Below are 12,826 nucleotides of genomic sequence, written 5' to 3' on the forward strand. Positions count from 1 at the left end.
ATAAATAGGAAGTATTATTGATACAATAATAGTAAAAGGATGGACAACATATGATTACGTTTGAGAAAGTTACTGTAGAAAATGAAAGCGTTGTTAAAGAAATGTTTAAATCGCATAGTTTAGGTGAGAAAAAGGTACAGTACTGTGTGAAAGTTGATGATACATATATTGGTGTAATAGATTATAGTGTACAAGAGGAACGGGCTGTTTTATCACAGCTAATTATTCATTTTGATTACCAAGGTTACGGTTATGGTACAAATACGTATTTTACATTTGAAGAAATGATGAAACAAAGAAATGTGAAAGAAATAAAAGTGCTAAAAGAGAAATTAACAGAAAAGGCGAAGTCTTTCATAGAGAGTTTTGGTTTTACTTCAGAAGATGAAGAGTACGTAAAGAAAATATAACGATGATTATTTATGCGATACAATAAATATAAGGCAGGTGGATGTATGGCGATGACTTCTGGTCTTGTATTAATTGGAGGGTGCTTTATAGTAGCAGAATTATGTCATATAATCATTCGGAAAAGAATGATTAAGAAAAAAAAGCCGTATGAATTACAATACGTCCCTGTCTTTTTCATTATGTTTTGTATGCTTAGTACATTACAAAATCTAATAAACTTTCCACCACTTGTAAATGTTTTTTTAAAGTTCGGTTTACTTTATAGTGGTGTTGGAATAGCACTTTTATTTATTTTATTTTGCATACGTTATGTTCACTATCAATCGTATATATTTATTTTAAATTGGTTAAAGCAAGATGATAGAAACCGCCTTACATAAGGCGGTTTTTTTATTTGCAATTGTAACAGAATTTGTACATTTCACATAAAATAGGACGAGTAGAAATGCAAACATATTACAAGAAAGGGGCGGGGCAATAAAATGAAACTTGTTATAGACGCAGGGCACGGTGGATATGATTCTGGTGCTGTTGGTAATGGTTTAGTAGAAAAAAACTTAACACTTCAAATTGCTAGACGCGTTCGAGACATTTTAACGGTAAATTACCCAATTACAATTAAAATGACACGTGATAGTGATGTGTTTATTTCTTTATCTGAACGTGCTAATATTGCTAATGCTTTCAGTGCGGATTATTTTATTTCATTTCATATTAATAGCGGCGGGGGTACAGGTTTTGAAAGTTATATTTATAATGCGTTATCCAATAGCAGCACTGCATATGCAAAGCAACAAAAAATGCATACAGCTGTCAATCCTGTATTAACAAAATATGGTCTTCGTGATCGAGGAGCAAAAAAAGAAAATTATGCGGTATTAAGAGAAACCGCAATGGATGCAATTTTAACTGAGACTGCTTTTATTGATACAGCTTTTGATGCAAATTTATTAAAAAATCCACAATTTATTGAAGATCTAAGTCAAGCGTATGCAAATGGAATAGCAGCTATTTTTGGAGTAGCTCCAAATCCACAACCTCCTAACCCACAACCGGTACCTCAAACGAAGGGAATCGCTTATGTTCTTGGGAAAAATGTAAATTTAAGAAATGGTCCATCAACTTCTTCCTCAGTTATTCGTCAATTAAATTCTCCAGAATCTTACGTTGTATATCAAGAAAGTAACGGATGGCTAGATTTGGGGAATGGACAATGGGTGTATAATGATTCTTCTTACATTAATTTTGTAAAGACAAGCAATAGTGATGGAAGCCCGATTGGGGTTGCATATATACAAGGGATGAATGTAAATTTAAGAAGTGGTCCATCAACTACATCTGCAGTTATCCGCCAATTAAATTCTCCAGAATCTTATTTAGTATATATAAATGAAAATGGTTGGTTAAACCTTGGTGGAAATCAGTGGGTATATAATGACCCAGCGTATATTAAGTATACTCAATATTAGGAATTGAAATGATAGTGCAATATGGATGCGTATCCTTGTTATGTATAACAAGGATACGCATTTTAATAACAACATTTTTTTCATACTTATGCACTATGTTTTAAAAAGAAACATTAGCAAAGCGGATAGAATCTAAATAGTATATATTAAAAAAGTTTTCTGATATACATTGACAATGTATGTAAGATACATTAATCTTTAAATGTTAATGATAATCGATTTCATCTAGGGAGGACATATGATACATACTAAAAAACTAATTATGTTCTGCATTATGATACTCATGGTTGTAATTGCAGGATGTAGTAAAGAAGAGAAAAAAGAAAATAATATATCAGCGAAAGCAAAAGATTCATATACGGTAAAGCATGCAATGGGTGAAACGACAGTAAATGGTACACCTAAAAAAGTTGTTGTTTTAACAAATGAAGGCGCAGAGGCTCTCCTAGCTGTGGGCGTAACGCCAGTGGGGACTACGAAACCACGTGCTGGTGATGAATGGTATCCTCATTTAGCGAAAGAGTTAAAAAACACGGAAGTTGTAGGAACTGAACGTGATATTAATTTAGAGGCTGTAATGAAGCTTAAGCCAGATTTAATTATCGGAAATAAAATGCGTCATGAAAAAATATATGATCAGCTAAAAGAAATCGCACCAACTGTTTATGCAGAAACATTACGCGGTGATTGGAAAGAAAACTTTACACTTTATACAAAAGCTGTAAATAAAGAAAAAGAAGGGCAAAAAGCTCTTGATGATTATAAAAAACGCATTGAAGGAATGAAAGAGAAGTTAGGCGATAAATTGAATTCTAAAGTTTCTATTATTCGTTTCGTGCCAGGTGATGTTCGTATTTATCAAAAAAACTCATTCTCGGGCGTTGTTTTAAATGATATTGGATTTAAACGACCACCATTACAAGATAAAGATGATTTTGCGATAAAAGGAATTACAAAAGAGCAGATTCCAAATATGGACGGAGACTACTTATTCTATTTCACGTCTGATAAAGATGCAGATAAGAATAATGAAGGAAATTCGTTAGCGAAGGAATGGACAGAAGATCCACTCTTTAAGCAACTACAGGCTTCTAAAAATAATAAAGTATTCCAAGTGGATGAGGTAATCTGGAATACAGCAGGCGGTATTAAAGCTGCGAACCTTATGTTAGATGATATTGAAAAATATTTCCTTAAATAAATGATAAAATACATCACTTTTACGAAGTGATGTATTTTTAGTTTGTGAAAATACAGAAAATTCCTTCTTTAAGGGTGTCATAAGTTGTACAATAAAATCAATCATGTGATAAAGGAGTGGGGAAGAATGAAAGCTACTCATAAAGATTGGATCTTGTTTAATGGGAGAATGATTAATACGAAAGAAGAACAGCCGATGGTAGCATTAGAAGAGAGAGGCTTCCAATTTGGTGATGGGATTTATGAAGTATTTAGACTATACGATGGCAAGCCTCATTTATTAGATTTACATTTGGAACGATTCTTTAACTCTATGGCAGAAATAAAACTAATTCCACCATTTACGAAGGAAGAATTAGTAGAAGAGTTATATCAAATGATTGAAAAAAATCAATTTCAAGAAGATGGGAATGTATATTTACAAATATCAAGAGGTGCACAACCGCGCAATCATGTATATGAATCAGATTTACAACCGACATATTTTGCAAATCTTGTTTCGTTCCCAAGACCAGTTGCTTCAATGGAGGCAGGGATTAAGGTGACAGTAGAAGAGGACATCAGGTGGAAGTTTTGCCATATAAAATCTTTAAATTTGCTTCCTAATATCATGATCAAAAACAAAATAAATGAACAAGGGTATCAAGAAGCAATATTAGTACGAGATGGTATTGTGACTGAAGGGTGTCATTCCAATTTCTTTATCGTGAAGAATAATAAGTTGATTACACATCCAGCGGATCATTTCATTTTACATGGTATTACACGTCACTATGTAATTACATTAGCGAAAGAGTTACATATCGATGTAGAGGAACGAGAGTTTTCATTACAAGAAGTATATGACGCTGAGGAGTGCTTCTTTACAGCGACGCCACTTGAAATATTCCCAGTCGTTCAAATTGGTGATGAACAGTTCGGGGCTGGTGAAAGAGGACCAATTACGAAAAAACTACAAGCTGCATACGAAGAGAGTATTCGTTTGTTTAAAGTGACAAATTAATCATGAAGAAAAAAGCTGGTATTCTTCCGGCTTTTTTTCATGATATAATTCAAGCATAGGACAAGTTTTGAAAACGCTGTAAAAAGGGGATTTAATATATGAATTATGAAGATTTTAAAGAAGTAATTCACGGAAGACGAAGTGTTAGAAAGTTTACAGATCAAGAAGTATCTACTAATGATATAAAAGAAATAATTGATTGTGCTCGTTACGCACCAAGTGATACGAATTCACAAACGTGGGAATTCTTAGTTATCATGAATCGAGAGAAGATTAAAGAAATTGAACAAATGACGTGGGATGCATTACATAAACTTGCGGCAAAAGCAGCAGAAAATGGAGAAGAGAAAGCAGGGAAATTACTTACACGTTCTTTCGGACCATATGCAACAGCTTTCTCGGAGGCACCAGTATTAATCGTATGTTTGGCAACACCATATGAATCAAAGTTCCGTGAAAAGATATTTGATCCAATTGCTTTTGTTCCAAATTCAGTTTGGGAGGAAGAAGGCATTAAGAGTAGCTGTTTAGCGGCACAAAACTTAATGTTAGCTGCACATGCAAAGGGACTTGGTACTTGTCCAATGACAGGGCCAGTATTGCTAGCTCAAGATGAACTGCGCCAATATTTACAAGTTGAGCCTGAAAAACAAATAAATATGGTTATTTCACTCGGATTTCCGAAAGATAAACCGAAGAAACTTCCAAGAAAAGAAGTAGATGAGATTACAACGTTTGTTTTTTAATTGCTGTATAGAAAAGACATTGAATTAACAATGTCTTTTTATTTTTGAGGGTATGTAATTCATATGTTGGGCTAAAATGATAGATAAGAGGAAATTACTATTTATTTCATAAAAAAAATTAATGTTCTATTAAGGAAAGTATGATACATTAATCGTGAGCAAGATTCTATTTGTTCATGAAAGTGTTGAAAGTAGGCTCAAAATTTAAAAGTTATTTTTGTATAATAAATTATAATGAAGTTACAGGGGGGATGAATTTTGAAAAAATTCATAATCACTGGATTGTCTGTATTGTTATTAGTTGGTTGCGGTGCTCCACAGGAAAAAGAGGACGCGCAATCAAAACAGGAAGAACAAGTTGTAAACGCAAGTGATGAGAATATGGTTGTATTTCCTGAAGGAGCAATGTCAATTGGAGAAGGGAAAGTAAAAGTTATTACTCCAGATGGTACTTCTGAAAACGGCAATATACCGACTGTATTCATCAAAAAGGATACATTAATTCAGCAAGTTGAATTAGAACTTTCTAATTTTCAAAGTGATAAAGAAACATTCGTATTTGTAGATCAAATGTATACAGATAAACATCAAGTAACTAGTACAACGCAGACAACAGTGCAGTTAAAAGAAAAAACGCTGGAAACAGGTAGTCATACAATTACTGCAGTTCAGTATGAAAACAATGACCCGAAAGGAAAGGTTATTAGTTTTAATCAAGCAACATTTGAGACAAAACCTGCGTCTTAATAAGAATAAAAAGTACATTACTCAAAAAGTAGTGTGCTTTTTTGTTTGGACTAAAGTGGGCAAGAGTGAATAACTTATTTCATTTTCTAATACGATTAAATAGGAAGTAATCACTTGTTACTACTATGACAGAGAAAGAGGTTGAATACGTGAATCGGTGTATTCGTATCATTTTGATTAGCCTAATGATGGCAATAATTTGGTTTACGATACAAGAGTTTATGCAAATAACGCTCAATTATCAAATTCATGACTTGTTAATAGGAGCTATTTGTTTTACCATTGTTTATCTATTATATGATAAACTCGGACTAAGGTAAGTTTCAGAAGAAAAATGTAGGTATTTCATTTGAAATGTCGAATAGTACATACGATGTCGTAATAACAAATTTTCTATTGTTTACTGTGAAACAGAAGAAGGAGAGATAGTGGTTATGAAACGAGCTCTTATTAATATTGATTATACATATGATTTTGTAGCGGAAAAGGGTGCTTTAACTTGCGGGAAACCAGGACAGGAAATTGAGAAGGAAATTGTACATATAACGAAGCAATATATTGAAAATGGAGATTACGTTGTCTTTGCTATTGATAAACATGAAGAAAATGATGTATATCATCCAGAATCAAAGTTATTCCCACCTCATAATATAGCTGGTACAAGTGGAAGAGATTTGTTTGGTGAATTACAAGATGTGTACGAAACATATAAAAATGCAGAGAATGTATATTATATGGACAAAACGCGATACAGTGCGTTTGCTGGAACGGATTTAGAGATGAAGCTAAGAGAAAGAGGAATAGAAGAAGTTCATCTTGTAGGTGTTTGTACTGATATTTGTGTTCTTCATACAGCAGTAGATGCTTATAATAAAGGGTTTAAAATTGTTGTTTATGAAAAGGCGGTTGCATCTTTTAATGCACAAGGGCATGAATATGCACTTGGACATTTTAAGTCATGCTTACATGCAGAAGTGAAGTGAAAAAAGAGGCCTTTAAAAAAGGTCTCTTTTATTTGTCCATGTTCATTGAAAACAGCTACAGCAGAGTGGTCTTGATCCGACAACTTTTCTAAGTTCTTCAATATATCCCATTGTATGTAACCTCCGTAAGAAAAAATAAGAGCAAATAAACTATTCGTTATTATGTAAATATATTCCTCTTTATAAGGGGAGAGATGACATATAACTTATTTGTTTTATTTGGTAAAATATACATCAAAAAAGGTCAAACAAAAACTTTGACCTTTTTTGACCAAATGTTATAATAAAGGCAGAAAGAGATAATCTTTCATTCATAAATAATAAGGAGGAAAAAATATGCGTAATTTATTTCCAGAGATAACAAAACGTCAAAATGGCATTTTTGATTTTGGGCCTTCTTTATTAGAAGGGATGACAGATGCTTTCTTTAAGCCACTGAACATGGATACTTTTAAAGTAGATGTTCATGAGCAATCTGGTAAATATACTGTGAAAGCAGATTTACCAGGTTTTCAAAAAGAAAACATTCAAGTTGATTTTGAACAAGATATATTAACGATCCAAGCAACGAATCATAATGAAGTAGACGAAAAAAATGAGAATGGCACATATATTCGTAAAGAACGTTCTATAGGTTCTGTAACTCGACGCTTTAATTTTAAACAAGTTGAGGAAGAAAATGTTAAAGCAAATTATAAAGATGGCGTACTGACAATTGAATTGCCAAAATTGAAAGAAGAAAAAAGTAGTAAGACAACAATTAATATTGAATAAAAGAGCTGATAAATTCAGCTCTTTTTTTACGTAGTTAATGAATAAATGAGTTGAAATCGTAATGAGATGAATAAAGTTTTAACGTATAAAAAAATTTCACGATTCGCTCCCCCTTAGGTTATTAAAAAGGGTATATTTAAAGGGAAAGGAAAAAGAACACCTAGACATACTGTTTAAGGTGAATTAGTAATAGAGTCAAAATACATAGTAAGGATAGTGGCATTTTAGATTAGGATAATAGATTTTTCTGGAACAAACTTAGGCGATTATGAATTTTTTAATTAGTAAGGAAGTGGTTAAATGAGCTTATTAACGTATACTGAAGAATTTTTTAATTATGTAAGAGAGTTTTTACTTTTAAGATTTTTACTATTTGCTTTAGTTTTAATCATTATTTCTTTTGTAATAAACCGTATTATTGATTGGTTTTTTAGGAAATCAAGCTTTTTTGATGAAGAGGTAGAGCAGACGATTCAAAGTGTAATTCGATCTATTTTTAGATATATCATTATCATCAGTCTTATCATATATTTAATTAGCCAATTTGTAGATATAAAAAGTATTATTGCAGGTGCAGGGATAGCTGGAGTTGTCATCGGTTTTGCTGCACAACAGATGCTAAAAGATGTTATATTAGGCTTTGCAAGATTAGCGGACAAAGAGTTTCGGGTTGGTGATTTTGTAACTTTTAACGGAACAAATTCAGGAACTATTGAAGAGATTAGTATTCGTTTTATGCAAATTCGTGAATGGTCAGGAAAACTACTTACCATCCCGCACGGAGAGATTAGAACGATACAAAATTTTAATAAAGGATGGATGCGTGTAATTGAACGCATCACGGTAAGTTATCAGGAAGATCCAACAAGAGTGAAGGAATTGTTAGAAGAAGTATGTGTTATATGCAATGAAGAATTGAATCAAACTCTTTATAGAGTAGAGGATGAGGCTGTTGAACCATTTAAATACGTCGGTGTTACAGACTTAAATCCTAACTTGAAATATGTTGGCTATGAATTTTGTATTACAGGTTTAATAAAGCCAGAAGATTATTTTGAAACTTCTAGACAAGTAAGATTTGAATTAATGTCTATGTTCCATAAGAATCAAGTGCAAATGCCAGCAGCGAATATGGTTGTTACTACTGAAGGTTTACAGCATATCCATGGTGGACAATCTTTATCGGACAGCTAAAGTAGAATCGTTTGTTAACAAAAATTCTGCTTCCAACATTGGATAGAATAACAATAATAAAATGATTGATATAAAGAAAGGGCTGAAGGAATTCGGTTCTTTTTTTATTTATAGAATTTAGAAATTTCTTAATGTTATAATTGTAGTTGGTGATGAGAATGAACTTTGAAGAAAAAGAGATGCGTCGTTTAGAAGCATTAAAAGAAATTGCTGAATTATTAAATGAAGCAACAAACTTACAGGATATGTTAGAAAAAGTGTTGCATACATTGTTACAAGTAATGAATTTACAAACAGGGTGGATATTCTTTATTGATGAAAGTGGAAAGCACAGCATGCTTGTAGACGAAAATTTACCAGAGGCTCTTACGTGGCAAAAGAAGAAGCCGATGTGTGAAGGAAACTGTTGGTGTGTAGAACGTTTTGTGAATGGGAGATTGGAAAAAGCGACTAATATTATTGAATGTAAGCGAATAGAAGATGCAATTGAATGTAATTGGGGAGAGACAGAAGATGTTACACATCATGCGACAATTCCGCTTAGGTCTGGATCAGAAAAATTTGGTCTACTAAATGTGGCTGCACCTCATAAGACTCATTTTTCTGAGGAAGAGTTAGCGTTATTAGAATCAATTGCATTTCAAATTGGAACGACAATACAACGTATTCAATTAGTTGAGAAAGAACGTAAATATGTAGTGGTAGCGGAAAGAAATCGACTTGCACGTGATTTACATGATTCAGTAAAACAATTGTTATTTTCTATTATGCTAACAGCGAAAGGTACTCTGAATATGACGCAAGATAGAGAATTGCAAGAGATGTTAAGTTATATTGGGGAATTATCACAAGAAGCATTACAAGAGATGAGGCTATTAATTTGGCAATTAAGACCTGAAGGATTGGAGAAAGGATTAGCAGAAGCAATTCAAAATTACGGGAAGTTATTAGGAGTTCAAGTGGAAGTTCGAATTGATGGGATGGTTTCAATTGGGGATGAAATAGAAGAAGTTTTATGGCGTATTAGCCAAGAGGCGCTACATAATTGTAAAAAGCATGCTTCGTGTGAAAAGGTACATATTCTTTTGAAAATAGAAAATAACCAGTTACATTTTTACATAGAAGACAATGGAATAGGATTTATACAAGAACAAGTAAGGGAATCAGCACTTGGCCTGAAAAGTATGAAGGAACGTATTCAGTTAATGAAGGGGTCGTTTCAAATTATAACAGAGTTGAAAAAGGGTACAAAAATAGAAATTCAATTGCCGATTTGAAGGGGAGAATAAGGTTGAAGATTAAACTGCTACTAGTTGAGGACCATCATATCGTTCGAAGAGGACTTGTATTCTTTTTGAAAACGAGAGAAGAATTTGAAATTATTGGGGAAGCGGAAAATGGCGAAGAGGCATTACATTTCATGCAAAAAGAAAGACCAGATGTCGTACTAATGGATGTATCGATGCCGAAAATGGATGGAATTGAGGCAACAAAACGTCTAAAGCAATATGATGAGACAATAAAGGTACTTATATTAAGTAGTTTTTCAGAGCAAGATTATGTTATACCAGCACTTGAAGCTGGAGCAGATGGTTATCAATTAAAAGAAGTACAACCTGAGCAACTTGTCGCTTCTATTATTGCAGTACATCAAGGAAATGCGAATTTTCACCCGAAAGTAACACCTGCATTAATGGGGCGTTCTGCAGTAAAGAAGGAAGTAGAAAATCCTTTTTCAATGTTAACGAAAAGAGAGCAAGAGGTACTTCGCGAAATTGCGAAAGGAAGAAGCAACAAGGAGATTGCAGCAGAACTTCATATTACAGAACAAACTGTGAAAACACACGTTTCAAACGTTTTAGCTAAATTGGAAGTGGATGATCGTACGCAAGCCGCATTATACGCAGTGAAACATGGAGAGAATTATTCATAAGCATGAATAATTCTGTTATATCGTATGACAGAATACATAGGAGCAATTAAAATTTATAGTAATCCCTAATATAGGTTTTTCTTCTTTCGATAATTAGGTACAATAAAGTGAAACTCTAATCAGTGGGGGACCATCCCCACTGATGATTAGTTTAACTAATCGGTTTTTACAGGATAAAGCTACGATGGAAGGGGAGGATATGCTATGCCTGGTACAAGAAGTGGGATTGGAAAGATTCAGGCTTCGTTAAATGGTTTATCACCGAAATTGCGAAGTATTGCCGAACATATTTTGAAACATCCACAAGATGTTGTACATAAATCTATTACAGAATTAGCTGAAGTTACGAATAGTTCCGAAGCTACGATATTCCGCTTATGTAAAAACCTTGGTTTGCAAGGTTTTCAAGATTTAAAGATTACATTAGCTCGTGAAATTGTACATACACCGATGCAAAATATTCATGAAGAGGTATCAGCAGAAGATAGTATGGTAACTGTTGCTAAAAAAGTTTTTCATTCGCATATTACAGGACTGCAAGATACTTTACATTTGCTTAATGAAACGGCACTTGAGCAGGCTGTACGAGCCTTACAAGAAGCAAGTCGAATTGAGTTTTATGGAAATGGTGGCTCTGGTATTATTGCAATGGATGCGTATCATAAGTTTATGAGAACGGGTATTTCTTGTATCGCTCATACTGATTCGCATTTTCAAATTATGGGAGCAGGTTTACTCTCAGAAAATTCAGTTGTTATTGGTATTTCTCATTCTGGTAGCAATAAAGGATTACTTGAAGCGTTAGAAGTAGCGAAAGCAAGAGGAGCCAAAATTATTGCGATTACGAGCTATAAGAAATCAGCATTAAGTCAACTTGCTGATATAACGTTATATACATCAACACGTGAGACTGAATTCCGCACAGAAGCAAGTTCATCACGATTAGCACAGTTAAGCTTATTAGATACTTTGTATGTAGGGTTGTCGTTGCAGCGACAAGAGGAAACTCTAAAAAATTTACAAAGTATACGTGAAACGATTTCGATGAAGCGAATATAAAAAAAGCTCTTCAAATGAAGAGCTTTCAGACTGTAGACAAACTATTTTTGGAGAGTTCAAATGCTAAAAATAGTTTGTTTCTTATTTTAGGGATAATTTATCCAATGGAATTTATATGTAGTGCTTTCTATACTATAATTTACTATAAGTGAGGAAGATGTCTTATGAAAATATCTGTTTATGTTGCAAGTGCATTTAGCAAGGAGCATAAAGGCGGAAATAAAGCAGGAGTGGTATTTATTGAGAATACAAATACATTGACCACTACTCAAAAAATCGAAATAGCCAAACAACTGGGTTATGCGGAAACCGCATTTATATCAGAATCTGAAATTGCTGATTATAAATTTGAGTATTTTACTCCAAAAGAAGAAGTTGATTTATGTGGTCATGCCACAATTGGCTCTTTCGCGATACTGATGTATTTAAATAAACTTTTCAGGAATCGCTATACGATTGAAACGAACAGCGGTGTTCTTACTATCACTATAAAAGATGACATCATATTCATGGAACAAAATAAACCGAGATTCTATGATGTTGTATCTCCAAACGAGTTCATCGACTGTTTTGATAGTAAAGATATAGACAATAAATACCCAATTCAAATTGTCTCCACTGGCTTAAAAGATATTTTAATTCCTATAAAAAGCGAAATACAATTACATGCACTGCAACCTAATTTTGAAAAAATTAAAGAAATCAGCAAGTATTATAATGTTGTCGGGATGCATTTATATACTTTTAATGACAATCGAATTATATGCAGAAATTTTGCTCCACTATACGACATTAATGAAGAAGCAGCGACTGGAACTTCAAACGGTGCATTAGCTTGCTATCTTTATGAACAGCACTATTTGCAAAAAGAAGTCTATGTATTTGAACAAGGTTATTCTTTACACTCGCCTTCCGAAATATTAGTTAAATTAGCAACCAATAGCAAGAATAAAATAGAAAAAGTTTATGTTGGTGGCAAAGGCTATTACTGTGAAACTAAGTGTTTAAATATAGAAAATATTGAGTGAAGAGCTTTTTTATCGATGAGAAGTTTGTTACTTTATTTTCTTTTAGAAATGTATGACTTACTTATAGTCAGTGATAAACTCTCATTTTTAAAAATTTAAAATAAAGATCGATTTATGTAATAATTCAAATATTGTTCATAATTTCACAAATTGTTTATGAAGTGTCATGTTATGATGAAGATGTAATGATGATTGAACACTTAAATTTGGTACAATAACTAGCCAAAGTAGTGAAGAAAGTAGTTGTGAGATAAACTCATTAAAATGCTAAAACACTAA

The 12,826-nt window shown here is 33.1% G+C and carries 15 protein-coding genes; all 15 read left to right on the forward strand.

The genetic code is table 11. From position 1 onward, the window contains the following. The first annotated feature begins 50 nt into the window (after positions 1–50). The 15 genes from AC3WVZ_RS09865 (at position 51) to AC3WVZ_RS09935 (ending at position 12,547) form a co-directional block, all read left to right on the forward strand. Positions 51–410: a GNAT family N-acetyltransferase gene (locus AC3WVZ_RS09865; protein WP_000627520.1), complete on the forward strand. Its 360-nt coding sequence runs from the start codon at positions 51–53 to the stop codon at positions 408–410. A gap of 51 nt (positions 411–461) precedes the next feature. After that, positions 462–791, forward strand: coding sequence for a hypothetical protein (locus AC3WVZ_RS09870; protein WP_000200455.1), 330 nt, complete (start codon positions 462–464; stop codon positions 789–791). Between the two features lie 102 nt (positions 792–893). Beyond that, positions 894–1,880, forward strand: coding sequence for an N-acetylmuramoyl-L-alanine amidase (locus AC3WVZ_RS09875; RefSeq protein WP_000779891.1), 987 nt, complete (start codon positions 894–896; stop codon positions 1,878–1,880). A gap of 238 nt (positions 1,881–2,118) precedes the next feature. After that, positions 2,119–3,081, forward strand: a complete 963-nt coding sequence (locus AC3WVZ_RS09880; protein ID WP_000581989.1) for an ABC transporter substrate-binding protein — start codon at positions 2,119–2,121, stop codon at positions 3,079–3,081. Positions 3,082–3,207: 126 nt separating this feature from the next. Further along, positions 3,208–4,083, forward strand: a complete 876-nt coding sequence (gene dat / locus AC3WVZ_RS09885; RefSeq protein WP_000648383.1) for a D-amino-acid transaminase — start codon at positions 3,208–3,210, stop codon at positions 4,081–4,083. 98 nt (positions 4,084–4,181) lie between these two features. Then, the gene (locus AC3WVZ_RS09890; RefSeq protein WP_001105288.1) at positions 4,182–4,829 is read left to right on the forward strand and encodes a nitroreductase family protein; all 648 of its coding nucleotides are present in this window, start codon (positions 4,182–4,184) and stop codon (positions 4,827–4,829) included. A 258-nt stretch (positions 4,830–5,087) separates the two neighbouring features. After that, positions 5,088–5,576: a putative periplasmic lipoprotein gene (locus AC3WVZ_RS09895; RefSeq protein ID WP_000713496.1), complete on the forward strand. Its 489-nt coding sequence runs from the start codon at positions 5,088–5,090 to the stop codon at positions 5,574–5,576. A 125-nt stretch (positions 5,577–5,701) separates the two neighbouring features. Continuing rightward, positions 5,702–5,896 carry a hypothetical protein gene (locus tag AC3WVZ_RS09900; RefSeq protein WP_011110070.1) on the forward strand — a complete coding sequence of 65 codons (195 nt, stop codon included), beginning with the start codon at positions 5,702–5,704 and terminating at the stop codon, positions 5,894–5,896. Between the two features lie 114 nt (positions 5,897–6,010). Next, on the forward strand, positions 6,011–6,559 hold the full coding sequence (locus AC3WVZ_RS09905) for a cysteine hydrolase family protein (RefSeq protein ID WP_000816763.1): 549 nt from the start codon (positions 6,011–6,013) through the stop codon (positions 6,557–6,559). Positions 6,560–6,895: 336 nt separating this feature from the next. Then, complete coding sequence (locus AC3WVZ_RS09910) at positions 6,896–7,333, forward strand: Hsp20/alpha crystallin family protein (protein WP_001245055.1); 438 nt, start codon at positions 6,896–6,898, stop codon at positions 7,331–7,333. Positions 7,334–7,633: 300 nt separating this feature from the next. Next, positions 7,634–8,527 carry a mechanosensitive ion channel family protein gene (locus AC3WVZ_RS09915; protein ID WP_000055427.1) on the forward strand — a complete coding sequence of 298 codons (894 nt, stop codon included), beginning with the start codon at positions 7,634–7,636 and terminating at the stop codon, positions 8,525–8,527. Between the two features lie 158 nt (positions 8,528–8,685). Beyond that, the gene (gene casK, locus AC3WVZ_RS09920; protein WP_001008464.1) at positions 8,686–9,804 is read left to right on the forward strand and encodes a two-component system sensor histidine kinase CasK; all 1,119 of its coding nucleotides are present in this window, start codon (positions 8,686–8,688) and stop codon (positions 9,802–9,804) included. A gap of 14 nt (positions 9,805–9,818) precedes the next feature. Then, entirely contained in the window at positions 9,819–10,460 is a 642-nt protein-coding gene (gene casR, locus AC3WVZ_RS09925) for a two-component system response regulator CasR (RefSeq protein WP_000694623.1), read from the forward strand. 204 nt (positions 10,461–10,664) lie between these two features. Beyond that, entirely contained in the window at positions 10,665–11,519 is an 855-nt protein-coding gene (locus tag AC3WVZ_RS09930) for a MurR/RpiR family transcriptional regulator (RefSeq protein WP_001119646.1), read from the forward strand. Between the two features lie 164 nt (positions 11,520–11,683). Next, entirely contained in the window at positions 11,684–12,547 is an 864-nt protein-coding gene (locus tag AC3WVZ_RS09935; RefSeq protein WP_000704350.1) for a PhzF family phenazine biosynthesis protein, read from the forward strand. Positions 12,548–12,826 lie beyond the last annotated feature (279 nt).

It is taken from the genome of Bacillus sp. CPT56D-587-MTF (genome assembly GCF_058792335.1).

Coding starts and splice junctions, on each gene's coding strand:
- AC3WVZ_RS09875 (WP_000779891.1), top strand. CDS start 894: ATGAAACTTGTTATAGACGCAGGGCACGGTGGATATGATTCTGGTGCT.
- AC3WVZ_RS09880 (WP_000581989.1), top strand. CDS start 2,119: ATGATACATACTAAAAAACTAATTATGTTCTGCATTATGATACTCATG.
- AC3WVZ_RS09915 (WP_000055427.1), top strand. CDS start 7,634: ATGAGCTTATTAACGTATACTGAAGAATTTTTTAATTATGTAAGAGAG.
- AC3WVZ_RS09865 (WP_000627520.1), top strand. CDS start 51: ATGATTACGTTTGAGAAAGTTACTGTAGAAAATGAAAGCGTTGTTAAA.
- casK (WP_001008464.1), top strand. CDS start 8,686: ATGAACTTTGAAGAAAAAGAGATGCGTCGTTTAGAAGCATTAAAAGAA.
- AC3WVZ_RS09905 (WP_000816763.1), top strand. CDS start 6,011: ATGAAACGAGCTCTTATTAATATTGATTATACATATGATTTTGTAGCG.
- dat (WP_000648383.1), top strand. CDS start 3,208: ATGAAAGCTACTCATAAAGATTGGATCTTGTTTAATGGGAGAATGATT.
- AC3WVZ_RS09930 (WP_001119646.1), top strand. CDS start 10,665: ATGCCTGGTACAAGAAGTGGGATTGGAAAGATTCAGGCTTCGTTAAAT.
- AC3WVZ_RS09910 (WP_001245055.1), top strand. CDS start 6,896: ATGCGTAATTTATTTCCAGAGATAACAAAACGTCAAAATGGCATTTTT.
- AC3WVZ_RS09935 (WP_000704350.1), top strand. CDS start 11,684: ATGAAAATATCTGTTTATGTTGCAAGTGCATTTAGCAAGGAGCATAAA.
- AC3WVZ_RS09870 (WP_000200455.1), top strand. CDS start 462: ATGACTTCTGGTCTTGTATTAATTGGAGGGTGCTTTATAGTAGCAGAA.
- AC3WVZ_RS09890 (WP_001105288.1), top strand. CDS start 4,182: ATGAATTATGAAGATTTTAAAGAAGTAATTCACGGAAGACGAAGTGTT.
- AC3WVZ_RS09900 (WP_011110070.1), top strand. CDS start 5,702: ATGACAGAGAAAGAGGTTGAATACGTGAATCGGTGTATTCGTATCATT.